The sequence below is a fragment of the Bradyrhizobium sp. 179 genome, from assembly GCF_023073535.1.
In the GTDB taxonomy this organism is placed as follows: Bacteria; Pseudomonadota; Alphaproteobacteria; order Rhizobiales; family Xanthobacteraceae; genus Bradyrhizobium.
In genome coordinates, this window is sequence record NZ_JADPJR010000071.1 from 1 (window position 1) to 26,619 (window position 26,619).

Below are 26,619 nucleotides of genomic sequence, written 5' to 3' on the forward strand. Positions count from 1 at the left end.
AAAGATCCCACGGTCGGGACGAAGAGCTGGCCTGCAATCGAACAAAGAGCTGATCATAAATCTTGACACACCAAACCCCCATGTGAGCAATCCAGAATCTTTCCTCAGAGGGATTCTGAATTGCTTCGTCGCAACAGCTCCTCGCAATGATGGGGTGGAAAGAGTGCGCCTACGTCGACGCCAGCTTCGGCCGGCCGTAGATCGCATCCGCGCGTTTTTCGAACGCAGTGGAGAAGCGCGCGAAGGCGGCATCGAACATCGAGCCCATCAGCATCGCGAGCATGCGGCTCTTGAATTCATAGGCGAGGAAGAAACCGACGTCGCAGACGCCCTCACCCTTGGGCTCGAACGTCCAGCGGTTTTCAAGATTTCTGAAAGGACCTTGCAGATATTCGACCAGGATTTTCAGATTGGCACGGTCGAGCGTGACCCGGCTGGTGAAGGATTCCTTGACCAGCTTGAACGACACCGTCATATCGGCGACCAGCACCTCGGTGCCGTCAGGTTTCGCCATGCGCTGACGCACTCTCAGCGCGCTGCACAGCGGTACGAATTCCGGGTAGCGCTCGACGTCGGCTACCAGATCAAACATCTCGAATGCGCTGTGATTGACACGGCGCTTGCTCGAAAATTGGGGCATAGCGGTTCAGCGGGCGTTAGCTGCCCGCGCGGCCTTCAGTCTCGCAAAATCCTCGCCGGCATGATGGGACGAGCGGGTCAGCGGGCTCGCCGACACCATCAGGAAGCCCTTGGTGTAGGCGACCTTCTCGTAGGAGGCGAACTCGTCGGGCGGCACGAAGCGCATCACGGCGTGATGCTTACGTGTGGGTTGGAGATACTGGCCGATGGTCAAGAAATCGACCTCGGCGGAGCGCAGATCGTCCATGACCTGAAGCACCTCGTGGCGCTCCTCGCCAAGGCCGACCATGATGCCGGACTTGGTGAAGATGGTGGGATCGAGCTCCCTAACCCGCTGCAGCAGCCGGATCGAGTGGAAATAGCGCGCGCCGGGCCGCACCGTGAGATAGCGCGACGGCACGGTCTCGAGATTGTGGTTGAACACGTCGGGCTTCGCCGCAACGACGACCTCGAGTGCCCGCTCCTTGCGCAGGAAGTCCGGCGTCAGGATCTCGATCGTGGTCGAAGGACACGCGGCGCGGATCGCACGGATGGTCTGGGCAAAATGCTCGGCGCCGCCGTCGGCGAGGTCGTCGCGGTCGACCGAAGTGATGACGACGTGGGCCAGCCCCAGCTTGGCCACGGCCTCGGCGACGTGCTGCGGTTCGGACGTATCGAGCGCGTTGGGCAGGCCGGTCTTGACGTTGCAGAAGGCGCAGGCACGGGTGCAGGTATCACCCATGATCATGAAGGTCGCGTGCTTCTTGTCCCAGCACTCGCCGATATTCGGGCAGCCCGCTTCCTCGCACACCGTGTGCAGGCCGTTGGCCCGCACGATGTTCCGGGTGTCGGCATAGCCGCGGGTATTGGGCGCGCGCACGCGAATCCAGTCCGGCTTCGGCGGCGAAGCGGAATCGGGCCGGTTCACCTTTTCGGGGTGGCGCGGGCGCAGCGGGTTCGTGATGGTATCGACAATAACGACCATAGGGTGTCCGGTCTGTTCAGGTCCTACCTAGTCGGTCTGGCCTGGCATCGCAACCCGGCTCGCCCCGCTTCAGAGAACATGGCAGATATGGGCAATATCCTGCTCTGTTCTCAGGCGATTCTCACGTCGAATGGCTCCAAGATCGAATGCCTCTCCGTTGCGGCTTGGCAAGCCGCTGAAGCGGACCTTTTTCGGCCGCAGCGTCCACGAGGTCGCGCCCGACCTGATCGGCGCCACCTTGCTGGTCGACGGCGTCGGTGGAATCATCGTCGAGGTCGAGGCCTATCATCATACCGACCCGGCCGCACATTCCTATCGCGGGCCGACGCCTCGGAACCAGGTGATGTTCGGCCCGCCCGGCTACGCCTACGTCTACCGTTCCTACGGCATCCACTGGTGCGTGAACTTCGTTTGCGAGGAGGAAGGCTCGGCCAGCGCCGTGCTGATCCGCGCGCTGGAGCCGAAGCATGGCTTGGCTGCGATGCGACGCCGCCGCCATCTCCAGGATTTGCACGCGCTGTGCTCGGGCCCGGGCAAGCTGACCGAAGCGCTCGGCATCACCATCGCGCACAATGCGCTGCCGCTGGACCGGCCGCCGATCGCTCTGCACGCGCGGACGGAGGATGTCGAGATCGCTGCCGGAATCCGGATCGGCATCACCAAGGCGGTCGAGCTGCCCTGGCGCTATGGCATCAGGGGCTCGAAGTTTTTGAGCAAGCCGTTTCCGAAGTAACGGTCATTCCGGGATGGTCCGAAGGACCAGACCCGGAATTTCGAGATTCCGGGTTCGGCTCTTCGAGCCGCCCCGGAATGACGACCAGATTAAGACGCCTGCTTGAGCCGCTCCAGCGCCTCCAGCAGCTTGGCCTTGCGGGCCAGCGCCGCCTCGCGCTTTTCGCGCTCCTCCTCGACGACCTCCTCGGCCGCGTTGGCGACGAACTTCTCGTTGGCCAGCTTGGATTCGGCGCGCTTGATGTCGGCGTCGGCCTTGCCGATCTCCTTGTCGAGGCGCGTGCGCTCGGCGGCGACGTCAATTACGCCCTTCAGTGGCAGCGCGGCCACCTCGCCGCGCACAAGCAGTTGAACGGCGCCGTCAGGTGCACGGTCGGCGAAAGAGATGTCGGAGAGCCGCGCCATGCGCTTGATGACGTCGGTCCAGCGCGGCGCGCGCTCTTTCGTCTCTGCCGAAACGCCCACGAGCACCAGCGCCGTCAGCGTCGCCGGCGGGATATTCATCTCGGCACGCACCGAACGGATCTGGGTGACGAGATCGATCACCCAGCCGATCTCGGCCTCGGCCGCGGGATCGGTGAAGTCGGCATGGTCGAAGATCGGCAGCACCCAGGCCGGCGAGACGAGCGGATCGGTCGGTCCCGTCGTCGCCGCGAGCATCGCAAGCTGCTCCGGCGTCGGCTCAACCGGCTTGAGCGGCCACGGCGCCAATGCGAGCAGGCCTTCGCGCTTCGCCGTCACCTCCCACAGCTCTTCGGTGATGAAGGGCATGAAGGGGTGCAGCAGCTTGAGGATCTCGTCGCGCGCCCAGGCGACCATGGCGCGGGTTTCGTCCTTGGCGGGACTGTCGGGACCGAGCAGCACGGGCTTGGCGAGCTCGACATACCAGTCGCAATAGACGTTCCAGACGAAGCGGTAGATGCTGCCGGCGGCATCGTTGAAGCGATAGGCTTCGATCGCCTCGGTCACTTCGCGCGTGGTGTGCGCGGTCTCATGTGCGATCCAGCGGTTCAGCGTCTGCTTTGCCTTCGCCGGCTCGAAGCCGTCGGGAACGGCACAGTGATTCATCTCCGCGAAGCGACAGGCATTCCAGAGCTTGGTCGCGAAATTGCGGTAACCCTCGACGCGGCTGGTGGCGAGCTTGATGTCGCGCCCCTGCGCCGCCATCGCGGCCAGCGTGAAGCGCAGCGCGTCTGCGCCGTATTCGTCGATCAGGTTCAGGGGATCGATGACGTTGCCCTTCGACTTCGACATCTTGGCGCCCTTCTCGTCGCGGACGAGGGCGTGGATGTAGACCGTCGAGAACGGCACCTCCTTCATGAAGTGCAGGCCCATCATCATCATGCGGGCGACCCAGAAGAAGATGATGTCGAAGCCGGTCACCAGCGCATTGGTCGGATAATAGCGCTGCACCTCCGGCGCATCTTCGGGCCAGCCGAGCGTCGAGAACGGCCACAGCGCCGAGGAGAACCAGGTGTCGAGCACGTCCTCGTCGCGGGTGATGAAGCCTTCGCGCTTGTTGCGATCGAGCGCCATCTCACGCCCCTGCTCCGGCGTGATGACTTCCTGCTCGACGTAATAGCCGAGCGCGTGGCTGATGGCCTCCTCCTCGGTCTCGGCGACGAACACCTTCCCATCAGGACCGTACCAGGCCGGGATCTGGTGACCCCACCAGAGCTGGCGCGAGATGCACCAAGGCTGGATGTTCTCCATCCACTCGAAATAGGTCTTTTCCCAGTTCTTCGGCACGAACGTCGTTTCGCCCGAACGCACTGCCGCGATCGCCGGCTTGGCCAGCGTCTTGGCATCGACATACCATTGATCGGTCAGATACGGCTCGATCACGCTGTTCGAACGATCGCCATGCGGCACCATGTGGGTGTGCGGCTCGATCCGCTCGACGAAGCCGAACGATTCCAGCCGCTCGACGATGCGCTTGCGTGCGACAAAGCGGTCGACCTTGTGGAATTCCTCGGCGAATTGCGCGGCGCCTTCCGGCAGGTCACGCAGATAATCCTCGTTGTCGAGGAGATCGAGACAACCCTCCCTGTCGAGGACGCTGATCCGGCGCAGGCCGTGGCGATTACCGACCTCGAAATCGTTGAAGTCGTGCGCCGGCGTCACCTTGACCGCGCCCGAACCCTTGTCCGGGTCGGAATACTCATCGGCCACGATCGCGATCTTGCGGCCAACCAGCGGCAGGATGACGTGCTTGCCGATGAGCTTCTGATAACGCTCGTCCTCGGGATGTACCGCCACGCCGGTGTCGCCGAGCATGGTCTCGGGGCGCGTGGTGGCGACGACGATGAAGCTCGAGGGATCCTCGGGGCTGAACGTCTTGCCCTCGATCGGATAGCGCAGATACCAGAGGCTGCCCTTGACCTCGACCTGCTGCACTTCGAGATCGGAGATTGCGGTCAAGAGCTTGGTGTCCCAGTTCACCAGCCGCTTGTCCTTGTAGATCAGCCCCTCGCGATGCAGCTCGACGAACACCTTGACGACGGCCCTCGAGAGGCCCTCGTCCATGGTGAAGCGCTCGCGGGTCCAGTCGCAGGACGCGCCGAGCCGCTTGAGCTGGTTGATGATGGTGTCGCCGCTCTCGGCCTTCCACTGCCAGACCCGCTCCAGAAACTTCTCCCGGCCCATCTCGCGGCGGCCGGGCTCTTGACGCTCCATCAGCTGGCGCTCGACCACCATCTGGGTCGCGATGCCGGCATGGTCGGTGCCGGGCTGCCACAGCACGTCGCGGCCGCGCATGCGCTCGAACCGGCACAGGATGTCCTGAAGCGTGTTGTTGAGGGCGTGGCCCATGTGCAGCGAGCCCGTCACGTTCGGCGGCGGGATCACGATGGTGAACGGCACCGCGTCGCGGCGGTCGGGGCGGCCGGCCTTGAAGGCAAGGCTGTCCTCCCACACCACGGACATGCGGGTTTCGATATCGGCGGGCTGGTAATTTTTCTCGATCATGGGGCTGTTAGAAAGCCGCGCGCGCGGTTCAAGTCAACGGGAAGCTCGACGACAGGCGTTTTCGGCCCGGGCCGCAGGCCGAATATGACGCAGGAGCAGGGCTTTATCTTGGCCGCACGGCCCTTCTCAGCGGCCGCCGCGCGAGACCCGCTCGATTTCGGCCTTCACGATGCGTTCAACCAGGGTCGGCAGATTGTCATCGAGCCAGGACTTCAGCATCGGGCGCAACATCTCCTTGACCAGATCCTCCAGCGTCCGCGCATTGCTGCTCAGAACCGTGTGGGCCAGGGAATTGAAGGCAGATTCGACTGCGGAGACCGTCGATTGCGCGAGGATCGGCTGTTGCGGCGGCACCGGCGGCGCATCGTAGTCCACCGGCGTGTAGGACGGCGGCGCGGGGCGCGGCTGCGGCGATTCGGTGAACTCGAGATCGTCGCGCGGCTCGACCTTGTGGAAGCTGGGTGGTGGCGGAGGCGGTGTCGGATCCATCGCCATCTCGTCGGTCAACTCGAGCACGTCGGGCTCCGGCTCCGGCTCGGAAGCGCGGACCTCCGGAGCGGGCGTGGCTGCGTCGAGCCCCGCCAGCAGCGCGTCGATGTCGTCCTGGCTGTTGGATGCGTCCGCCGCAGCTGCGGGTGGCGGCGCCGGCTTTGCGGCCGGCGGCGGTGCGGGCTTCTCGGCAGCGGACTTGGGCGGAGCGACCTTGGATGGCGGAATGTCGTTCATCGCCTGCGGCTTTGGCGCGGCGGGCGCCGCAGCCTTCTCCGGTTTGGCGGCTTCTGTCGGCGGCGGCTTGGCCTCATCGTCGGCGATGATGCGCCGGATCGAGGCCAGAATCTCCTCCATCGAGGGTTCTGTGACCTTTGCAGGCTGCGTCATCTCCGACTCCACATCATCAACGCCCTCGCATGCGTTGTTTTACACCAAGCACGGCAGGATTGGCCGGTTCCGGACCGGCGGCCCGACAATTTTCGTCGCAGCAGCCCGACTTGTCCCCAGATCACGGCTCAACGTGCGGCGGTGCGCCCCTGCCCCCGGCACTCAAGCTTTACGCACACGGCATCGATACGGGCGAATCGACCCGCATCTTCTTGGCAAGGCTATGTCAGGGATTTTGATGATTGCAAGCAAAGCGCCAGTCGGCCTCGGCACTTCGCGAGACCGACCGGATCACTACGGACATCAGCGTCCGTCAGGCGTGCGTACGCCGGCCCAGCTGTCGCGGACCTGCTGGTAATGCACGGAGGGATCGTAGACCGTGGTCGCGAGGCCGAGCACCTGCGGCGACAGGCGGCCAACAGCCGCGAGGACGTTATAGGATGCAACCACGCGGTCATGCTGCGCAGTGACCAGCGCGACGCGCGCGTTGACCAAGGCCTGCTGCGCGTTGAGGACGTCGAGCGTAGTGCGCTGACCCGCCTTGGCTTCTTCGCGGACGCCGTTCAGCGCGATCTCGGATGCCGCAACTTGCGCCTGGGCGGACTGCACCTGCGCCTTACCGGCCTGCAACGACCCCCACCACTGCACCACGGTCGCACGAATCTGGTCGCGCGTGGTTTCGAGATTGAGACGCTGCTGCGCCAGGTTTTCCTTGGATTGACGGATCAGCGCATATTGGTTGCCGCCATCATAGAGCTGCCACGAGGCCTGCGCGACCGCGGCTGCGCTAAACGACCTGTATTGAATCAGCGACTGTTCATTGGCCTGCGTTGCGCTGGCCTGCAACGTGACTGTGGGCAGCAGCGCGCCTTCGGCGACCTTGACCTGCAAATAGTTGACGTCGATGCCGAACATTGCGGCCGTAACGTTGGGATGCTCGACCAAGCTGAGCTCAACGGCCGAAGCGAGCGTCGTGGGCAGGAACCGGTCGACCGGCGAGCCCGGCGCGAGGTTCGTCGGTTCGTTGCCGATGATGCGACGGAAGTTCGCGCGCGTCGTGGTGAGATTGGCTTCGGCGGTAAGCGCCTGCGTCTTGCCGGCGGCGAGTTGCGCTTCCGATTGGGCGACGTCGGTACGCGTCACTTCGCCGACATTGAAGCGGTCACGGGTCTGCTTCAGCGTCTGCTCGAGCACACGCACGTTGCTGCGCTGGACTTCCAGCGTAGCGGCATCGCGCAGATAGTCCATGTAGGTCGTCGCAGCCTGAAGCAGCACGCTTTGATCGAGGCTGCGCAGCGCTTCGCGAGCACCGGACACCTGGCTCTCTGCCGCGCGCGTCCTGTTGGCGGTCTGGTTGCCGTTATAAAGCGTCTGCGAAACGGTCAGGCCCGCGCTGCGGGGAACGGTGGTGCCATTGATTGGGGCGCTGCCCGGCGCGGTCAGCGTATCCTGATATTGATAACCGGCGCTCGCCGTCAGCGCGACTCTGGGCCGATATCCCGACAACGCCTGAGGCACGTTCTCGTCGGTCGAGCGCACCTGGGCACGCTGTGCGTTGAGCTGCGGATTGTTCTGATAGGCGCGCACCAGCGCGGACTCGATCGTGTCCGCCAAGGCAGGCGTCGGCCCGGCTAGCGACAGCAGCAGGACCGAAACCGCAGCTCCGGTGAAGAGCTTCACCCCATGCATCCCTGAAATTCCGTTCATTCTAACGCCCGGCTCGTGCCCGCGAGCTGGGTACCGTCTATCGAGTGGAGTCGTTGCCCCGCCGCAACATAGGACGGGGATTGTCGCGGCGGAACCACCTCAGGGTAGTTCTCGGTGGAAACTCTTCACGTGCAGCATCCCGGCCACACTTCTGATTCAGAACGGGATTTTTCGGCTTCGGGCCTCAAAAAACGAAGGCGGCGGCCCGTTCCAACCCGGGAAGGACCGGGGCGGCGGCGTCGAACAACGCCCGATGGCCGAATTCACCATGAGTCTTTGTCACGATCATGGCCCGCGGCGGCCTGGATTCGGCCGACACTCCCACGAGGCGCCCGCCTTCCTTCAGCTGCCCGAGCAGCCCCTCCAGGGGGACCTCGGCAGCGCCGTTGAGGACGATCACGTCATAAGGAGCGGTGGAGGGATCACCCTCGGTGCAGGAGGCGACTTTGCAGGTGACGTTGGCGAGCCCAAGGGCAGCGAAGGCGTCCTTGGCCTTCGCCGCCAGAGCCGGATCACATTCCGTCGCCGTGACCTGGCGCGCGAGCTTGGCGGCCAGCGCGGCCAGATAGCCCGTGGCGCAGCCGACGATCAGCACATTGTCCCCTTCGCCGATTTCGGCGGCCTGGAGCAGCTTGCCGGTCAGTTGCGGCTTGATCAGGAACCGCTTGGCGCCGCCCTCGCTCACATCGAGGTCGAGGTCGAGATAAGCCAATGCCTGCCTGCTGGCCGGCACGAAGGCCTCGCGCGGAACCGTAAGCATGGCATCGAGAATACGACGGTCGGTAACGTCATTGGTGCGCACCTGGCCATCGACCATTTTTTGGCGCGCAGTCGAGAAACCGGACATTTGCGGACCCTGGAATGCGGACGATGCCGCGGAGATGAGTTGGCCGCATCTTTGAAACATGCCCGCCGAAAACGCAACATGGCTCACCGCATCAGGATCAGGGTGCGGGACGCATCATTCGATCGCCACCGCGAGGCGGCCGATCAGAGCGGCGACCTCATCCAGCCGTGCCAAATCGGGTGCCTCGACCGCTCGCGCAAGACATGCGATGCATTCGTCGTCGCTGAGTTCGGGAATGTCGGCCGGCAGGATCGAGGGGCCGATATGAGAACGGTCGACCTGGATGTCTGGCATGGGAATCAGCTCCGTAAGGATCCGGCACGGGGCAAGCTCGATTTGAATTGAGTCGTTTTGGCGCCGTCCTCATGGCGCCAAGGCGCTATTGCACACGTCTCGTTGAGTTTGATTCCGCGTCAGGATCGTGGAAGCAGTTCACATACTGCCGCAACGAAATCGCACGGCACCTGAAGGCGCTATCGCAACTCGTTGAATTGGCGATGAAATTTGGCTCCCCGGGCTGGATTCGAACCAGCGACCATCCGATTAACAGTCGGATGCTCTACCGCTGAGCTACCGAGGAAAAGGCGAACCAATCGTTCGCGCGCGGCTGCGTATAACAAAGCCAGTTGCGCTTGCAAAGGACGAATTCGTCGTCCTTCGCAACGCGTTCGCAATATGGCAGGTGGCGAACTTCGGTTTCGCGTCCCCTCTGACTGGGATGAGGTGGCCGGACAATGCGCTAAGTCAGAATTTCTGTAGAGGCGAAGCTCCGATGGAGCACAGCGTAGTCCGATCGACGCGTGCGGACGGACGTTGGCTTTTCGATCACTCAACAGCCTGTCCGCAGCATATTCACAGACGTAGATTCAACAGATTTGCGTGGCGCGCGCGCCATTTGCTGCGCACAAATCCACAGAGACTACCCTCCGGCCTGGTCGAGCACGCCGCGGCACGCTTCGCTCAGGCTGGCCCGGTTACGTCGCAAGCACGCGGTGATGGCACGGACGTTCGGGATTTCGCCGGCGCAGAGACGGTAGACGTCGGGCGTGCAGGCCCGGCGCTGCTCCGGCGTTCCCTGCGCATGGGCGGCGGAGGCAAACATCGTCAGGAAAAGCCCGACCGTCGAGGCGCGGCGCGCCCGGCTCTTCACAATTGCAAACCGCAAGAACCTCACCTTCATGACCGCTCTCCCGTTCTGCCCTGCCCGCCCGGCGGCGTTGGCCGGGGTCGCGACAACGTTTGCGAGAAATAAAGCCGCAGCGATGTGACTTCTTTCACACTGCGGGCAAGGCTGAGGAACCTAAGTTCCAAGCGATTTTCAGAACTCGCTAACCAATCGGGACCCGAGCGCCGGATCGTTAAAATGCGAACGACCGGGTCAATCGGGAAACAAGCCGGCTTTGCGATATTGGGCCGTCTGCTTTCCGGAGGTTGCGATGAGTGAAGCCGAATTCAACTTGGTGCTGGATGCCGTCGGGGGCGCTATGATTCACGAAGATTGCACGCCCGCGCCGAAGGAAGAATTCGTGCCCCGTTCGTGGTCGTGCGTCGCAACGCCCAGGGCCGCCAATGATAATGAGGGCGCCTGGCCTCTGCTCCCCTTTCCGGACGGCTGGTACGCAGCCTGCTGACTACCTTCATCGTAAACGGAAGCGTCCCGCCCTTGCGGGATTTTTGAACGATGCTGTTAAGCATCGCGCGCCCCCTCCAGCTCGGATTTCGGGATAGATCGGACGATGCCACCCACGATCTTTCCAGCGCTCGATTGATAGGTGTGGTTTTGCGGGACAGGCACGCTCCTTGCCTATTGGACCTGCCCAAGCATGGAGGCGTGCACTGATGGGACAGCGAGTTCGTATTTCAAAGCGTCCGAAGTCCAATTTGACACATGCTGCCCGCGACAAGCTGCTCGCGTTGTTAGACGCAATCGAGGAACTTGAAGTTCTGAGAGAGAAAGTCCGGCTCGCCGAAGCCGCCCGCGTGTTGCACTAGGATTAGGTGGAGAATCCATCCTCTTCGGGGGCGCTTCGGCGCGTCCTAGCCGGGGGTCACCGACTGACCGACACGCCCCTCGTCGCAGAGCCGTTTCGAACAGCAAGCTCGGCCCAGAGACACCAGCGGGCCGCCGTACTTTCGCGGATTTGATGGGAAAGGTCTTGCTGTGCGCGGCTACCTATAATTTGCAATCCGCTGGCAGGCCGGATCAGCGGAACTGAGGACGAATGAAGTCTACAAGCAGTTTCCGCAGCTTGTAATGGAGGCCACGACCAGAATTGAACTGGTGTACACGGTTTTGCAGACCGTTGCGTAACCACTCCGCCACGTGGCCCCGTAAGGCCGGAGCAATATAGGGGATGAAGGGTTTAGGCAACCCCGATGGGCCAGCTGTCCCTTTGCCCCACGGTCGGTTGGTAGATGCAGGCGAGAACGCGCAGCACGATGTAGGCTTGGGTCAGGCTCGTTTGCGACGCCGGAAGTCGCGGCGGCCCTTCGGGGCAGGTTTGGGCGCCAGTTCCGGCATCTCGGCCTGGACCTCGCGGTAGCGTGTCAACAGTCGTTCAAAACTGGCGTGCAGGGTGTCGGCGATATCGGGCCGCCGCTCGACGGCCGCGAGGATCGTCGCGGCGGCCTCAATGGTCGAAAGACCGTCGCGGCGTGGCTCCTTGCGCAGACGGCCGTAGCGCGAGGGGTGCGCCGGGTTCAGGATCACGCGCTGGCATTTCAGCATCCAGGGATTGCGCCACCACAGCGCCTTGGCCTGGCTCCAGGTGCCGTCGAGCAGCACGACGCCTTCGAGCTTGCCGAGGATCGCCCGCTGGTTGTCCGCGATCTCACCCTTGCGGTTAAGCGCGACGACCTCGCCCTCGGCCTCGAGATCGGCGGCGCGAGCCGAGCCGAGATAGAGCACGGCCCACCGCGCGGCATTCTCGACCGGCCGGCCCAGCGCCTTGGACAGGCTCGGCCAGGACAGGCCAACGCGCAACGTGGCATCTACGAAATGCTTCGCGAGCAGCCGCGCGGTGCCGAGCGCCCTGTCCTGTTCCTGCGGATGCTGGAGGATCAGGAGCGACAGCCGATTTTCAATAGGCGTGACGGTGTCGCAGATGCACAGCGGCATCGGCTTCTGGCAGTGCGGGCATTCCGGGATCGGCTCGGCCGGCGCGGCAGCGGTGTCGGGCTGGTTGGACATGGCGCGGCTATACGCTCCAAGCGACGCTTCAACAACCTATTCCGCCGGCGCGGGCAGCGGGCGCGGCGCGGTTCGCCGCCGCAGACGGTCGATCAGGAGGTAGATCACCGGTGTCGTGTAGAGCGTCAGGATCTGCGAGACGAACAGACCGCCGATGATGGTGATGCCGAGCGGTCGGCGCAGCTCCGTGCCGGGGCCGGTCGCGACCACCAGCGGAATGCCGGCGAACAGCGCCGCCATCGTCGTCATCAGGATCGGGCGGAAGCGCGCCTGGCAGGCCTCGAAGATCGCCTCCGCCGACGATAATCCGCGCTGGCGCTCGGCATCGAGAGCGAAATCGACCATCATGATGCCGTTCTTCTTCACGATACCGATCAGCAGGATGATGCCGACGAAGGCGATCACAGTCAGCGGCGTATTGGTCAGTTGAAGCGCAAGCAGCGCGCCGAGACCGGCTGACGGGAGCGTCGAGATGATCGTGAGCGGGTGGGCAAGGCTCTCATAGAGCACGCCGAGCACGATATACATCGCGACCAGCGCACCGAGGATCAGGAGCGGCTGACGCCCGCTGGTCTTGGCGAAATCGCCGGCATTGCCGTCAAAACTGCCGCGGATGCCCTCGGGCATGTGCAATTCCTCGACCGCACGCTGGATATTCTGTGTGGCGGCCTGGAGCGGCACGTCGGGCAAGAGGTTGAACGAGACGGTCGTCGAGGGGAACGACTGCGAGTGATAGACCGCGAGCGCGGCAAGTCCGCGCGTTGCGTGCACCACGGCCGACAATGGGACCTGAGCGTCGCCGGTGCCGGCGACATAGATGCGATCGAGATTGGAGGGGTCGACCTGGAATTTCGGATCGATCTCCAGCACGGTCATGTACTGGTTGCGCTGGGTGTAGATGATTCCGATCTGCCGCTGCGCGAAAGCGTTGTTCAACGCATTGTCGATGTCCTGGACCCTGACGCCCAGCGCCGAGGCCTTCTGGCGATCGATGCTGAGCGTAAGCTGGAGCCCACCGGGATCGCGGTCGCTAGAGATATCGGTGATGCCCTCGATGCTCTCCATCCGTTTGGCCACGATCGGCGCCCATTTCTGCAGCAGGCCGAGATCGGTGCTGGTCAGCGTGTACTGGTAGTCGGAATCGCTTTGCCGCCCGCCGGCGCGCACGTCCTGGGCGGCGAACATGAACAGGCGGATGCCGGGCACGGGATACAATGCGCGCCTGAGACGGTCGATGACGACCTGCGTCGAGACGTGCTCGCGCTCCTCCGGCGGCTTCAGGCTGATGAACATGGTGCCGCGGTTTGAGGTCGCCGCCCCCGGCCCACCGCCGCTGCCAACGGTCGAGCCGATGCCGGCAACGGCCGGATCCTGCATCACGATGTCGGCGAGCCGCTGCTGGAGGCCGAGCATGGACTGGAACGAGATGTCGGCTGAAGCGCGGGTCGCGCCGATGATGAAACCGGAATCATCTGTCGGGAAATAGCCCTTGGGCACCTTGATGTAGAGCGTCACCGTGAGGCCGATGGTGGCGAAGAATACCAGCAGCGTCAGCAGCGGAAATTCCAGCACGCTGCGCAGAGTGCGGGTGTAGAAGGCGACGATGCGCGACAGCGAGCCCTCGATCAGGCGGTCGAACAACGTCGCGGTGCCGGACGTGGTCTGCCGGATGTAATGGGCGCAGATCATTGGCGTGACCGTGAGCGACACCAGCGTCGAGACCAGGATCGCGAAGGTCAGCGTCAGCGAGAATTCGCGCAGGAGACGGCCGACGATGCCGTCCATGAAGATCAGCGGCGTGAACGCTGCGATCAGCGACAGGCTGATCGAGACCACGGTAAATCCGATCTGCTTCGCACCCTCCTGCGCCGCCCGAAACGGCCGCATGCCGTGCTCCAGATTGCGGAACATGTTCTCGATCATCACGATAGCGTCGTCGACCACGAAGCCGACTGAGATCGCCAGCGCCATCAGCGAGAGATTGTCGATCGAAAAGCCCGCGACCCACATGCCGGCGCAGGTGCCGGCCAGCGCCAGCGGCACCGAGATGCCCGCTGCGATCGTCGGCGTCAGCCGGCGCAGGAACACGAACACCACGACCATGACGAGGAGCGCGGTCGCCAGCAAGGTCCATTGCATATCCAGCACGCTGGCGCGGATCGTACCGGTGCGATCGACCAGAGTCGAGATCTCGACGCCGGCCGGGATCCACTGCTTCAGCGCGGGGATCAGCGCCTTCACCCGATCGACCGTGTCGATGACGTTGGCATCGCCCTGCTTGGTGATCTGGATCAGCACCGCCGGCTGCTTGTTGAACCAGGCGATCGAGCGGGCGTTGCGGACGGAATCCTCGATATCGGCGACGTCGGACAGCCGCACGAAATTGCCGTTGGAGCTTTTGATGACGATGTCGCGGAACTCTTTCGCCGTACGCATCTGCCGATTGAGGGCCAGCGTCTCGCTCTGGCGCTCGCCGTTGAAGATGCCGACGGGACCGAGCGGGTTGGCGTTGATGATCGCGGTCCTGACGTCGTCGGTGGCGATGCCCGCATTCGACAGCGCGACGGGATTGAGCTGCACCCGCACGGCCGGCTGGTCGGCGCCGGAGACCGTGACGTCGCCGACACCAGGCACCTGTGAGATACGCTGCGCGATGACCGTATCTGCGACGTCGTAGATCGCGCTGGCCGACAGCGTCTTCGAGGTCAAAGCGAGCACGAAGACGGGCGCGCCGGCCGTGTTGGCTTTGCGGAAGCGCGGCAGTGTCGGCAGGTCGCTCGGCAGATCGACGAGCGAAGCGTTGATGGCTGCCTGCACGTCGCGGGCGGCCTTGTCGATGTTGCGGCCGATGTCGAACTGGAGCTGGATGTTGGTCGTGCCGAGCGAACTCGTGGACGTGATCTGGTTGATGCCGGCGATCTCGCCGAGCCGCCGTTCCAGCGGCGAGGCCACGGTCGCGGCCATCACGGATGGATCGGCGCCGGGGCGACTGGCAGAGACGAAGATGGCGGGAAAGTCGACGTTCGGGACCGAGGCAACGGGAAGGAACTGGTAGGCGACGACACCCAGCAGGAACAACCCGATCGACAGCAGCGTGGTCGCGACCGGGCGGCGGATGAAGGGCTCCGAGATCGATGCCATCACTGCATCCCCTCGGTCGCGCCGGCGACCGGCGGACCGCCGGATTCGGCCGGCGGCAGCGCCTGCTCGAGGCGGCGGTTGATGCGGTCGAGCGCGAGGTAGATCACGGGGGTGGTATAGAGCGTCAGTAACTGGCTCAGCAGCAGGCCGCCGATGATGGAGATGCCGAGCGGAAAGCGCAGCTCGGCGCCGGTGCCGCTCTCTATCGCCAGCGGCAGTGCGCCGAACAGCGCCGCCAGAGTCGTCATCATGATCGGACGGAAGCGCAAGAGACAGGCCTGCACGATCGCCTCGTTCGGCGACATGCCCTGCCCGCGCTCGGCCTCCAGCGCGAAGTCGATCATCATGATCGCGTTCTTCTTGACGATGCCCATCAAGAGGATGATGCCGATCAGGCCGATCACCGAGAGGTCCTGGCCGCACAGCACCAGGGCCAGGATAGCGCCGACGCCGGCCGAGGGCAGCGTCGAGAGGATGGTGATCGGGTGGATGTAGCTCTCATAGAGCACGCCGAGCACGATGTAGATGGTGATGACGGCGGCAAGCAGCAGCCAGGGCTGGCCGGCCAGCGCCTTGGCGAATTCGGCGGCATCGCCGGCATAGACGCCAACGATGCTGTTGGGCATGCCGATCCGGGTCTCGATCGTCTTGACGGCCTCGACGGCATCGCCGAGCGCCGCGCTCGGCGCAAGATTAAAGCTGAGCGACACGGAGGGGAATTGCGCCTGGTGCGAGATCGCGAGCGGCGCCGTGGTGCGCTTCAGCGTCGCCACGGCCGACAGCGGCACCTGGGCGCTTGGCGCGCCGACGGTGGTGCTCGCGGCGCCCGGCAGATAGAGCTTTGACAGAATCGAAGGGTCGCGCTGGTACATCGGCAGCGCCTCCAGCACGACCCGATACTGATTGGCCTGGCCGTAGATAGTCGAGATCTGCCGCTGCGCGAAGGCGTCGTTCAATGTGTCGGTGATGGCCTGGAGGCTGACGCCGAGTTGCCCCGCCCGTGTGCGATCCACGTCGAGCTGCGCCCGCAGTCCGCCTTCCTGCGCCTCCGAGGAGACGTCACGGAACAGCGGATTCCGCCGCATTTCCGCCACCAGCTTGCCCGCCCATTCCGAGACCAGCGTCGCATCGGTGCCGGTCAGCGTGTACTGGTATTGCGAGCGGCTCGACTGGGTCGAGATCTGCACGTCCTGCACCGGCTGGAAATAGACCGTCATGCCGGGGATGCCTGATACCCTCTCCTTCAGGCGGATCACGACCGCGGCGACATCGTCGCGCCGTTCGCCGCGCGGTTTCAAAGTCATGACGAGGCGCCCGACATTGGTGGTCGGGTTGACCGAGCCCGCCCCGATCACCGAGACCACGCCAACCACGTCGGGATCGGCCTTGATGGCGGCGGCGGCCTCGGCCTGCCGCTTCTGCATCTCCGCGAACGAAACGTCGGGCCCGGCCTCCGTCACCGCCGTGATCGAGGCGGTGTCCTGGAGCGGCAGGAAGCCTTTTGGCGCGACGACATAGAGGACGAGGGTCGCAATCAGCGTGGCGAAGGTCACGACCAATGTGGCGCGCTGGCGCTCCAGCACCCATAGCAGCGTCCGGTGATAGACCTCGACGGTGCGGTCGATGAAACGGCTGACGGCGGCGAGGCCCGGCACCGCCAGCTCCTCGTGGGCGGCTTTAAGCAGACGCGAGCACATCATGGGCGTCAGCGTCAGCGAGACCACCGCCGACGTGACGACCGCGATGGTCAGCGTCAACGCGAATTCGCGGAACATGCGCCCGACGAGACCGGACATGAACAAGAGCGGGATGAAGACCGCGATCAGCGACACCGTCAGCGAGATCACCGTGAAGCCGATTTCGCTGGCGCCCTTCAGCGAGGCCTCCATCGCACTCTCGCCATTCTCCATGTGGCGGACGATGTTCTCGATCATGACGATGGCGTCGTCGACGACGAAGCCGGTGCCGATCGTCAGCGCCATCAGCGAGAGATTGTCGAGGCTGAAGCCGGCAAAATACATGATGCCGAAGCTCGTGATCAGCGATAACGGCAGCGCCACGCCTGCGATCAACGTAGCCCGTAGCGAACGCAGGAACAGCAGCACCACCAGGGTCACCAGCACGACGCTCAGGATCAGGGTGAACTGCACGTCATGGACCGAAGCACGAATGGTGACGGTGCGGTCGGAGACGATGGTGAGGTTCACGCCGGCAGGAATCGCGCGCTGAACCTTGGGGATCTCGGCGCGGATCTGGCTGACGACGTCGATGACGTTGGCGCCGGGCTGGCGCTGGATGTCGATGATGACGGCCGGCGTGCCCTGGTACCAGCCGCCGGTGCGGTCGTTCTCGAGGCCGTCGACGATCTGCGCGACGTCGGCGATGGTGACGGGCGAGCCGTTGCGATAGGCAATGATGACGGGCTTGTAGGCGTCCGCGGCGGCGATCTGGTCGTTGGCGGCAATGATGTAGGATTGTTGCGCGCCGTCGAGCGATCCCTTCGGCCCGGAGACGTTGGCATTGGCGATCGCCGTGCGCAGGTCCTCCATGGCGATGCCATAGGCGGCCAGTCGCGCCAGATCGGCCTGGATGCGCACGGCCGGCTTCAGCCCGCCGAGCACCGAAACGCGTCCGACGCCGGAAATCTGGCTCAAGCGTTGCGCCAGAATGGTGTCGGCGATGTCGCTCATCGCGCGCAGCGAGATCGTCTCCGAGCGCAGCGCCAGCGTCATCACCGGCGCGTCCGCCGGATTCACCTTGGCGTAGGTCGGCGGATAAGGCAGCGTTTTGGGCAGCACACCGGCCGCCGCGTTAATCGCGGCCTGCACGTCCTGGGTCGCACCGTCGATGTCGCGGTTGAGGTCGAACTGAAGCGAGATCTGGCTGACGCCGAACGAGCTCGTCGAGTTTATCGCCGACAGCGACGGGATCTGGCCGAGCTGCCGCTCGAGCGGCGCGGTGATGAGTGAGGCGATCACGTCGGGACTCGCGCCCGGCAGCTGCGTCGTCACCTGCACGGTCGGGAAATCGACCTGCGGCAACGCCGAGACCGGCAGCGCGAAGTAGCCGAGCGCGCCGCCGATCAAGAGCGCGATGCCGAGCAGCGAGGTCGCAATCGGCCGTCGGATGAAGGGTTCGGAGACACCCATGGGCTACCCCTGCCGCATCAAGCGGCTGTTGTCGGGATCATGGCTGCTTGGCTCCACTTCCCGATGCCCCCGGCCCCGGCGCCGGTCCGGTCTGCCCCTTCTGATCGCCTTCGCTGCTCTTCCGCTTGGCGCGGAACTCGCCCTCGTTGCCTTGTCCCTCCTTCTGGCCTTCTTTGGCACCATCCTTCTTCTGAGCGTCCGGCCCGCGCGAGCGCTTGCGAGGGGCTAGAGCGGCCGAGGGGGTCTGGTCGTCGCGGCCGACGATCACTTTGGAGCCGTCGGACAAATTGGCAAAACCCGTGGTGACGACCTTGTCGTTCGGCGAGAGGCCGCTGGCGATCACGGCATCATGCTCGTTCTGCTGCGTCACCGTCACGGGCTTGGCCGAGACGACGTTGTCCTCGCCGATGATATAGCTGAAGGTCCCGATCGGGCCGCGCTGCACCGCAGAGGTCGGCACCACCAGCGCCTGCGTCAAGGTCTCGACCTTGAGGCGGACATTGACGAACTGGCCCGGCCAGAGCTGGTAATTGGCGTTGGGGAATTCCGCCTTGAGCTTGAGTGTGCCCGTGGTCTGGTCGACCTGGTTGTCGATGCCGGTGAGCTTGCCGGTATCGATCACCGTGATGCCGTCATTGCCGAACACGTCGACCGCGAGCGTCCCCTTCGCCGCCGCGGCGTTGACGCGCATGATCTGCTGCTGCGGCAGGCTGAACCACACCGCGATCGGCTGCAGCTGCGTGATCACCACGAGGCCCGTGGTGTCCGAGGCATGGATGATGTTGCCCTGGTCGACCTGGCGTAGGCCGGCCCGACCCGAGATCGGCGCCACGATCTTGGTGTAGCTCAGCGTCGCCGCTGCATTGTCGATCGCGGCCTGATCCGCCTTCACCAGCGCCTCAGTCTGGGCTACCAGCGCGCGCTGGGTGTCCGCCTGCTGCTTCGAGCCGGCATTGGAGGCGGCAAGCTGCTCGTAGCGTGCAAGGTCGATGCGCTGGTTGGCAAGCTGGGCTTGGTCCTGCGCCTTCTTCGCGACGGCCTGGTCGTGTTGGGCCTGGTAGATCGCCGGATCGATCTCGCCGAGCACGTCGCCCTTCCTGACGTCCTGGCCTTCGGTGAAATTGACCGCAATCAGCTTGCCATCCACCTGCGAGCGCACGGTCACGGTATTGAGCGCGCGTATCGCCCCGACGCCATCGAGATAAACCGGCACGTCCTGGATGCGCGGGCTTGCCGCCAGCACAGGCACGGGCAGATCGGGTCGCTGGTTGCGGTTGTTCGCTTGCTGCTGATGCGTGACGGTCCAGCCGAGATAACCGAGGCCGCCGAGGATCGCGAGCGTGATCAGGGTCATGATCAGGCCGGGGCCGCGCGACTTTTTCGCCGTGCCCTCCGTCGCGTCCTTCTTAGTCTCCGGCTTAAAGAGCATTGACCGGTTTCTCCATCCTCGGCTCCCAACCGCCGCCGAGCGCCTGGTACAGGCTGACGATGGCGAGGAGCCGTGCGAGTTGGGCCTGCGACAGCGCGTCTTCCGCCTGAAACAGGGTCAGCTGGGTGTTGAGCACGGTCACGATGTCGGCAGTGCCGGCGCGCAATTGCTGCTCGGAGAGATCGAAGGCGCGGCGCGAGGCGGCAACGACGTCGCGCTGCAATTGCAGCTTGATCGTGGTCTGCTTGATCGAGAACAGCGCGTTGTCGACGTCGGCAAAGGCCTGGATGATGGTCTTGCGGTAAGTCTGGAGCAGCTCGTCCTGCCGCGCCTTGGCCAGTTCGAAATTGCCGAGGATCCTGCCGCCGTCGAAGATGGGCTGCGTGGCACTGCCGACGAGCTGGAAGAAGGCGGCATGCGGTTGGAATAGCGAGACCAGCGCCGAGCTCTGATAGCCGCCATTGCCGGTCAGCTGGATCGTCGGAAAGAATTGCGCGCGGGCATTGCCGATGTTTGCGGTGGCGGAGGCAAGCTGTGCCTCCTGCCGGCGGATGTCGGGCCGCTGCGTCAGGAGCTCCGACGGCAGGCCGGGCGTGACGCGAGGGATCGCGATCCGGTCGAGCGAGCCGCCGAGCACGCGCACGCTCTCCGGCGGACGCGATACCAAGACAGCCAGCGCATTGATGTTCTGGTCGAGCGTCTGACGCAGCGGTGGCACCAGGGCCTTCTGATTCGCGAGCACGCTCTCCTGCTGGGCGACGTCGAGATCGGTCCCGGTGCCGGCCCTGCGCCGCTCCTTCACCGCATCGAGGATGCGCTGCGCGCTCGCGATGTTGCGCTGTGAGGTCCTGATGCGGTCCTGTGAGGCCAAGACCTGAAAATAGGCATTGGCGACGGCCGCCAGCGTCGTCAGCGCGACCGTGTCGCGATCGAAGCGGTTGGCGTTCGCCGTCTCCTCGGCCGTTTGCAGCGCATCGCGGTTCTGGCCCCAGAAGTCGAGCTGGTAGCTCGCGCTCAGCGAGGCCGAATAGTTGACGACTTCGCGCCCGCCGATGGACAGGCCGGAGGCGCTGGAGCCCGAGGTGCGTGAATAGGTTTCCGATCCGGCCGTGGACAGGCTCGGCAGCAGCGCCGCGCCCGCCTGCCGCGCCTGGGCGTCGGCCTGGACGATGCGCGCGACCGCAGCGGCGATGTCGAGGTTGACGGTCTGCGCCTCCTCCATGAGCTGCGTCAGCTCCGTGGAGCGGAAACCGCGCCACCAATCCAGCGATGGCGGCGCATCCCCTTTGCCGGCGTATTTGTATTGCGTGGGAACATCGAGCGCTGGATCGGGAAGATCCTGCGTCAGCACGCAAGCGCCCGAACTCGCCGCGAGGCACAGTGCCACAAGCCAGCGCGCTGCGCGCCGCGTCCGGGGCGCAGATCCTGGAGACCGCCGCATGGCGATCGCAGGAACATCCTGTGTCACATCCACCCCCCGCCGGGCAGATCGAGCCGCCACCACGAAGCCGGATTAACCGATTCGCGGCGGCAGAGTCGGGGAGCGTTGGACAACTCGTTCACAGCGTGATGCTTTCTGCGGAACCTCAGACTCATACTAGCCGGGTGCGCAACGGCGGGACAGTGCCGCAGGTGCGACATGGGCGGCCCGAACAAGTGTGTATCGGACCTGCCAAATGTGAAATGTCCCTGTCTGGCAGTGATTTCTTGAATTCCGGACCCCTCCTGGAGCGCGTTCAAGCTTACTAAGATTTCATGTGATATTGCCGCCACACCGGCGCGGCCCGATCGGGCGCACCGCTCGCAATGGGCGTCATGCGGCTTCAGCTCAGTCTCGGCGCCTGGCCGGCTGGTCTCACGATGTCGTCATTTGCCGAAAACGAGCCCGTCTCCGCCGTGTAGATATCTCCTCAAGCTTCCACGCGCCATCGACGCTTTCGCGATCGAGCCATCCTGCCGAAGGCGAGGATTGACGCGGGAGCCGCTCTTGCGATCGTTGTCTTCTGCACTCTCATAGATGTCAGGAATATCCTTCCCCTGATATCGCTCTCACGTGTCCGAGCACATCATCGCCCGGTCTACCCTCCCAAGAATCCAGTGCTGCGACGAGCGCTTCGGATGGTTTCGCCGCAGCGCAAAAGCCTTTCCCTTTTGGCTCCCAAGCACTAGGTTCTGGCCAACCTGATCAACCCTTTGCCAGTGATTTCCTCCGACATGACCATCAACAACGACGTTGTCGAAGCCATCGGCAACACCCCGCTCATCAAGCTCACGCGCGCCTCGGAGTTGACCGGCTGCACCATCCTGGGCAAGGCCGAGTTCATGAATCCCGGCCAGTCGGTGAAGGATCGGGCCGGCAAATGGATGATTCTGGAGGCCGAGAAGCGTGGCGAGCTGAAGCCCGGTGGCCTCGTGGTCGAGGCGACCGCCGGCAATACCGGCATCGGTCTGGCGGTCGTTGCGAGCGCCCGCGGCTACCGCACGCTGATCGTGATCCCGGAGACGCAGAGCCAGGAGAAGAAGGATTTCTTGAAGCTGTGCGGCGCCGAGCTGATCGAGGTGCCGGCCCTGCCCTATGCCAACCCCAACAATTACCAGCATGTCGGCCGCAGGCTCGCCGACGAGCTGCGCAAGACTGAGCCCAATGGCGTGCTGTTCGCAGACCAATGGAACAATCTCGACAACGCCAAGGCGCATTACGAATCCACCGGTCCTGAGATCTGGGAGCAGACCGGCGGCAAGGTCGACGGCTTCGTCTGCTCGGTCGGCAGCGGCGGCACGCTCGCCGGCGTCAGCCGCTATCTCAAAGAGAGGAACAAGAGCATCCGTATCGCCTGCGCCGATCCACACGGCGCCGGCATGTACGAATATTTCAGGACCGGCGATCCCAAGGCGACGCCGGGTGGCTCGATCACCGAGGGCATCGGACTGAACCGCGCGACCGCGATCGTGGAGACCGCCAAGGTCGATGACGCCTATCTCATTCCCGACGCCGAAGCCGTCAGTGCGATCTACGAGCTGCTCCAGCACGAAGGCCTGTGCCTCGGTGGCTCGACCGGCGTCAATATCGTCGGCGCGATGCGCCTTGCGAAGCAGCTCGGGCCCGGCAAGACGATCGTCACGGTGCTCTGCGATTCCGGCAGCCGCTACTGGTCGAAGCTGTTCAACGCCGACTTCATGCGCGCCAAGAACCTTCCAGTGCCCGAGTGGCTGGAGAAGCGCAGCAACATCAAACCGCCGTTCGTCTGATAGCGGCGCGGGCGGTCTACGCGACCTCGACGCGTTCCGAGGCTGCCGCACAATAATGGCGCCAAAACTGGCGATAACCCGCTTCGAGCTCACGCGTGTAGATCTCGACATTGCCGGAGGCGAGCTGCCGGCAACTCCGCGCGCGACTTCGCCAGATGATCAGGCTGCGTCGCGAATTTGCGGGCGATCTCGATGTAGCCCTCGGTCAGCTGCCGAGGACGCCCCCGGGATTCCCCGGGGTCAGCGCAGGATCTGGCTCAGAAAAAGCTTGGTGCGGGCGTGCTGCGGGGCCGCGAAGAACTCGTTCGGCGTGTTAGCCTCGATGATCTGGCCGGCGTCCATGAACACCACGCGGTTGGCGACCTCGCGGGCAAAGCCCATCTCGTGGGTGACGACCAGCATGGTCATGCCCTCCTCGGCGAGATCGACCATGGTGTCGAGCACCTCCTTGACCATTTCGGGGTCGAGCGCCGAGGTCGGCTCGTCGAACAGCATCACCTTCGGGTTCATGGTCAGCGCACGAGCGATCGCGACGCGCTGCTGCTGGCCGCCCGACATCTGGCCGGGAAACTTGTGGGCCTGGTGCGGAATCTTGACGCGCTCCAGGAATTTCATGGCGGTCGCCTCGGCATCCCTTTTGGGAATGTTGCGCACCCAGATCGGCGCCAGCGTGCAATTGTCGAGGACCGTGAGATGCGGAAACAGATTAAAGCTCTGAAACACCATGCCGACTTCGCGTCGCACCGCGTCGACATGCTTGAGGTTCGGCCCGAGCTCGATGCCGTCGACGACGATCTCGCCCTCCTGGAATTCCTCGAGCGCGTTGATGCAGCGGATCAGCGTCGACTTGCCCGAGCCCGACGGCCCGCAGATCACGATGCGCTCGCCCTTGTGGACCTCCAGGTCGATGTCGCGCAGGACGTGAAAGTCGCCGTACCATTTGTTGAGGCCGGAAATCTTGACGATGGGGTCGGACATGGTGAGCTCCATCAGTTGCGGCGGTGAGCGTTGAGGCGGTGCTCGACGAACAGCGAATATCGCGACATTCCAAAACAGAAGATGAAGTAGACGATGCCGGCGAAGGCAAAGCCGGTAAACGCGGTCGACGGCGTCGACCATTTCGGATCCGAGAACGAGGCGCGGAGCGAGCCGAGGAGATCGAACAGCGCCACGATCGAGACCAGCGAGGTGTCCTTGAACAGCGAGATGAAGCTGTTGACGAGGTTCGGAATGACATGGCGCAGCGCCTGCGGCAGCACGATCAGCGAGGTCGTCTTCCACCAGGATAGCCCCAGGGCGGCCGCCGCCTCGCCCTGCCCCCGCGGAATCGCGGCCAGCCCGCCGCGGACGTTCTCGGCCTGATAGGCGCCCGTGAACAGCGCAATCCCGATCAGGGCGCGCACGAGCCCGTCGACGGTGAAATTGCCGGGCAGGAACAAAGGCAGCATGTAGGTGGCAAAGAACAGCACGGTGATCAGCGGCACGCCGCGCCAGAACTCGATGAAGGCGATCGAGAATATCCGGATCAGCGGAATGGTGGAGCGGCGGCCGAGCGCCAGCGCGATGCCGATCGGCAGTGAGGTCACAATGCCGGTAACCGAGACCACCAGCGTCACCAGAAGGCCACCCCACAAGTTCGTTGACACGATCGGCAACCCACCACGATCGAGCCCCATCAGCTTGATGACGATCGCGATGCCAATGAAGGTGGCGACACTGGATGCCAGAGCCCGCCCGCCGGTATGAACGCCGCCGCCAAGAAGGAAGGCGATCAAGCAGACAATCACGGCCGTGGTGGCGAAATCGGCCCAAACCGGCTCCCCCGTCCCCTGGACATGATCACGCAGCCAGACGAGCGGAAAGATCAGCCAGGAGATCGCCGTGCCGACCAGCACGATCAGGCTCCCGACGGCCCATAGCAGCGGTGCGACGGCTGACGTCTTGCTGAGATTGAGCATCGCCTGCCCGGCGCCGATGATGCTTTCATCGAACAATTGCAGCAGGCCAGCCGTCCAGCTCAGGCCCAATCCCTTGATGCCGCCGCCGTGCAGCAGGAAGAATGCGACCACCGGAAAGGCGATGAAGAACAGGCCGGCATTCAAACTCTTCGCCGGCAGCCTGGGAATGAGCAGCGGCACCAGCAGCACCACCGCCAAGACGAACGTGAGATTGACCCGCCAGCGCTCGGCCTCGGGATAGAAGCCGTAGATCAGTTGCGGCAGCTTGGCCTGGATGTAGGGCCAGCAGGCGCCGACCGCAAAACCGGCGTTCTCGGTGAGGCAAGCCGTGCGATCCTTGCCGGTCCAGACCGCATCGACCATCAGGAACTTGACGGAGGGAACGATGGTGAACCAGAGCAGCAGGGCGCCCACGATCGTGAGCAGGATGTTGGTCGGCGAGTTGAACAGGCGGGTGCGCAGCACGCCGATGAAGCCCGTGGTCTGGACCGGCGCGGGACGCTCAGCAACCAGGTCCTGACGGACGAAGGCGGACGTCGCCATATCGCTCATGCGCCCAGGCTCCGGCTGACGCGCCAACCGTAGACGCTCATGATCGCGCTGGTGACGAGTGAGATCAGGAGGTAGACGCCCATCGTCATCGCGATGATCTCGATCGCCTGTCCGGTCTGGCTCAGCGAGGTGCCGGCGAATACCGACACCAGGTCAGGATAGCCGATCGCGACGGCAAGCGAAGAATTCTTGGTCAGGTTGAGGTATTGATTGGTCAGCGGCGGCACGATGACGCGCATGGCCTGCGGCACGACGATCAGACGCAGGGTGGTGCCGCGGCTCAGGCCTAGCGAGGACCCCGCCTCCATCTGCCCCTTGTGGACGGACAGGATGCCGGCGCGCACGATCTCGGCGATGAAGGCGGCGGTATAGGTCGATAGCGCCAAGGTCAGCGCCACGAACTCCGGGATGATGCGCGAGCCGCCGGCGAAATTGAACCCTTTGAGCTGCGGCAGCTCGAAGGTGAAGGGCAAACCGAACACCAAGATGGTGGCGAGCGGCAGCCCGAACAGCAGACCCAGCACATAGGGCCAGATCCGGATCATCCGCCCCTCCTGAAACAGCGCGCGCCGCGCGTGGATGCGCAAGGCCAGCGCCGCGACGAAGCCGAGCGCCAGCATCGCCAGGAACGGCTCGAGACCGCTCTGGCCGATCGGGCTGGGAACGACGAGGCCCCGGTTGCTGAGGAAGGCAATGCCGAGCAGCGAAATGCTTTGCCGCGGATTGGGCAACGCCGCCAGCACCGCGAGGTACCAGAACAGGATCTGGAACAGCAGCGGCAGGTTGCGGATGATCTCGACATAGATCTCGCCGACGCGCGACAACAGCCAGTTCGGCGACAGCCGGCACAGCGCGACGATAAAGCCAATCACGGTGGCGAAGACGATGCCGACCACGGAGACCACGAGCGTGTTCAGAAGCCCGACCACGAACACGCGCAGGAACGTGTCCGAGCCGGTGTAGGAGATCAGAGTCTGGTTGACGTCGAAGCCGGCATTGTTCCGGAGGAAGCCGAATCCGGCGGCGATGTGCTGATTTTCGAGGTTGGCGCGGGCGTTGGAGACGATCTCATAGCCGATCCAGCCCAGGATCGCCGCGAAGGCAAACTGGACGGCAATGCCGTTCCAGCCTGCCTTGCCGCCCAGCACGCGCCTGATCTTCAGCGAAATCTGGGGCGGCGGTTTACGGGCCTCGGTGCTCATCCCGCGAGCTGCGG

General features: G+C 64.2%; 20 protein-coding genes, 2 tRNA genes and 1 pseudogene. 4 read left to right on the top strand and 19 right to left on the bottom strand.

The features are described from left to right. Positions 1 to 169 precede the first annotated feature (169 nt). Positions 170 to 640 carry a type II toxin-antitoxin system RatA family toxin gene (locus IVB12_RS17405; RefSeq protein ID WP_247300804.1) on the bottom strand — a complete coding sequence of 157 codons (471 nt, stop codon included), beginning with the start codon at positions 638 to 640 and terminating at the stop codon, positions 170 to 172. Positions 641 to 646: 6 nt separating this feature from the next. Next, positions 647 to 1,603 carry a lipoyl synthase gene (gene lipA, locus IVB12_RS17410; RefSeq protein WP_247300805.1) on the bottom strand — a complete coding sequence of 319 codons (957 nt, stop codon included), beginning with the start codon at positions 1,601 to 1,603 and terminating at the stop codon, positions 647 to 649. A gap of 130 nt (positions 1,604 to 1,733) precedes the next feature. On the opposite strand from lipA, the gene IVB12_RS17415 reads away from it, so the two are divergent. Beyond that, positions 1,734 to 2,336 (top strand): DNA-3-methyladenine glycosylase, encoded by a 603-nt coding sequence (locus IVB12_RS17415; protein WP_247300806.1) that lies wholly within the window; start codon positions 1,734 to 1,736, stop codon positions 2,334 to 2,336. Between the two features lie 89 nt (positions 2,337 to 2,425). Here the strand turns inward: IVB12_RS17415 and IVB12_RS17420 are convergent, their stop codons facing one another. The 7 genes from IVB12_RS17420 to IVB12_RS17450 all read right to left on the bottom strand — a co-directional run bounded on the left by IVB12_RS17420 (position 2,426) and on the right by IVB12_RS17450 (position 9,915). Then, positions 2,426 to 5,302, bottom strand: coding sequence for a valine--tRNA ligase (locus IVB12_RS17420; protein ID WP_247300807.1), 2,877 nt, complete (start codon positions 5,300 to 5,302; stop codon positions 2,426 to 2,428). 126 nt (positions 5,303 to 5,428) lie between these two features. After that, positions 5,429 to 6,181 (bottom strand): DUF2497 domain-containing protein, encoded by a 753-nt coding sequence (locus tag IVB12_RS17425; RefSeq protein WP_247300808.1) that lies wholly within the window; start codon positions 6,179 to 6,181, stop codon positions 5,429 to 5,431. A gap of 303 nt (positions 6,182 to 6,484) precedes the next feature. Further along, entirely contained in the window at positions 6,485 to 7,870 is a 1,386-nt protein-coding gene (locus IVB12_RS17430) for a TolC family outer membrane protein (protein ID WP_247300809.1), read from the bottom strand. A gap of 202 nt (positions 7,871 to 8,072) precedes the next feature. Continuing rightward, positions 8,073 to 8,735: a protein-L-isoaspartate O-methyltransferase gene (locus IVB12_RS17435; protein WP_247300810.1), complete on the bottom strand. Its 663-nt coding sequence runs from the start codon at positions 8,733 to 8,735 to the stop codon at positions 8,073 to 8,075. A gap of 114 nt (positions 8,736 to 8,849) precedes the next feature. Further along, a complete protein-coding gene (locus IVB12_RS17440; RefSeq protein WP_247300811.1) occupies positions 8,850 to 9,029 on the bottom strand; it encodes a hypothetical protein in 180 nt (59 codons plus the stop codon). Positions 9,030 to 9,240: 211 nt separating this feature from the next. Next, positions 9,241 to 9,315, bottom strand: a tRNA-Asn gene (locus IVB12_RS17445). Between the two features lie 339 nt (positions 9,316 to 9,654). Then, positions 9,655 to 9,915 carry a hypothetical protein gene (locus IVB12_RS17450; RefSeq protein WP_247300812.1) on the bottom strand — a complete coding sequence of 87 codons (261 nt, stop codon included), beginning with the start codon at positions 9,913 to 9,915 and terminating at the stop codon, positions 9,655 to 9,657. 256 nt (positions 9,916 to 10,171) lie between these two features. On the opposite strand from IVB12_RS17450, the gene IVB12_RS17455 reads away from it, so the two are divergent. Next, complete coding sequence (locus IVB12_RS17455; RefSeq protein WP_247300813.1) at positions 10,172 to 10,366, top strand: hypothetical protein; 195 nt, start codon at positions 10,172 to 10,174, stop codon at positions 10,364 to 10,366. A 208-nt stretch (positions 10,367 to 10,574) separates the two neighbouring features. Further along, entirely contained in the window at positions 10,575 to 10,727 is a 153-nt protein-coding gene (locus tag IVB12_RS17460) for a hypothetical protein (RefSeq protein WP_247300814.1), read from the top strand. A 263-nt stretch (positions 10,728 to 10,990) separates the two neighbouring features. On the opposite strand, the gene IVB12_RS17465 is transcribed toward IVB12_RS17460, so the two are convergent. The 6 genes from IVB12_RS17465 to IVB12_RS17490 all read right to left on the bottom strand — a co-directional run bounded on the left by IVB12_RS17465 (position 10,991) and on the right by IVB12_RS17490 (position 21,085). Continuing rightward, a tRNA-Cys gene (locus IVB12_RS17465) sits at positions 10,991 to 11,064 on the bottom strand. Between the two features lie 123 nt (positions 11,065 to 11,187). Further along, positions 11,188 to 11,925 carry a tRNA-uridine aminocarboxypropyltransferase gene (locus IVB12_RS17470; protein ID WP_247300815.1) on the bottom strand — a complete coding sequence of 246 codons (738 nt, stop codon included), beginning with the start codon at positions 11,923 to 11,925 and terminating at the stop codon, positions 11,188 to 11,190. Between the two features lie 36 nt (positions 11,926 to 11,961). Continuing rightward, positions 11,962 to 15,066 (bottom strand): efflux RND transporter permease subunit, encoded by a 3,105-nt coding sequence (locus tag IVB12_RS17475; protein ID WP_247300816.1) that lies wholly within the window; start codon positions 15,064 to 15,066, stop codon positions 11,962 to 11,964. Next, entirely contained in the window at positions 15,066 to 18,215 is a 3,150-nt protein-coding gene (locus IVB12_RS17480) for an efflux RND transporter permease subunit (protein ID WP_247300817.1), read from the bottom strand. The genes IVB12_RS17475 and IVB12_RS17480 overlap by 1 nt, the downstream gene beginning before the upstream one ends. A 37-nt stretch (positions 18,216 to 18,252) precedes the next feature. Beyond that, positions 18,253 to 19,644: an efflux RND transporter periplasmic adaptor subunit gene (locus tag IVB12_RS17485; protein WP_247300818.1), complete on the bottom strand. Its 1,392-nt coding sequence runs from the start codon at positions 19,642 to 19,644 to the stop codon at positions 18,253 to 18,255. Further along, on the bottom strand, positions 19,634 to 21,085 hold the full coding sequence (locus IVB12_RS17490) for an efflux transporter outer membrane subunit (protein ID WP_247300854.1): 1,452 nt from the start codon (positions 21,083 to 21,085) through the stop codon (positions 19,634 to 19,636). Before IVB12_RS17490 ends, IVB12_RS17485 begins: the two co-directional genes overlap by 11 nt. Before the next feature lie 773 nt (positions 21,086 to 21,858). On the opposite strand from IVB12_RS17490, the gene IVB12_RS17495 reads away from it, so the two are divergent. Beyond that, on the top strand, positions 21,859 to 22,893 hold the full coding sequence (locus IVB12_RS17495) for a cysteine synthase A (RefSeq protein WP_247300819.1): 1,035 nt from the start codon (positions 21,859 to 21,861) through the stop codon (positions 22,891 to 22,893). Between the two features lie 16 nt (positions 22,894 to 22,909). On the opposite strand, the pseudogene IVB12_RS17500 reads toward IVB12_RS17495, so the two are convergent. The 4 genes and pseudogenes from IVB12_RS17500 to IVB12_RS17515 form a co-directional block, all read right to left on the bottom strand. Next, positions 22,910 to 23,096, bottom strand: a pseudogene (locus IVB12_RS17500) (hypothetical protein); the annotation flags it as partial. Between the two features lie 37 nt (positions 23,097 to 23,133). Then, on the bottom strand, positions 23,134 to 23,871 hold the full coding sequence (locus IVB12_RS17505; RefSeq protein ID WP_247300820.1) for an amino acid ABC transporter ATP-binding protein: 738 nt from the start codon (positions 23,869 to 23,871) through the stop codon (positions 23,134 to 23,136). Positions 23,872 to 23,882: 11 nt separating this feature from the next. Beyond that, positions 23,883 to 25,403, bottom strand: coding sequence for an amino acid ABC transporter permease (locus IVB12_RS17510; RefSeq protein ID WP_247300821.1), 1,521 nt, complete (start codon positions 25,401 to 25,403; stop codon positions 23,883 to 23,885). Continuing rightward, the gene (locus IVB12_RS17515) at positions 25,400 to 26,605 is read right to left on the bottom strand and encodes an ABC transporter permease subunit (RefSeq protein ID WP_247300822.1); all 1,206 of its coding nucleotides are present in this window, start codon (positions 26,603 to 26,605) and stop codon (positions 25,400 to 25,402) included. The genes IVB12_RS17510 and IVB12_RS17515 overlap by 4 nt, the downstream gene beginning before the upstream one ends. Positions 26,606 to 26,619: the final 14 nt, after the last annotated feature.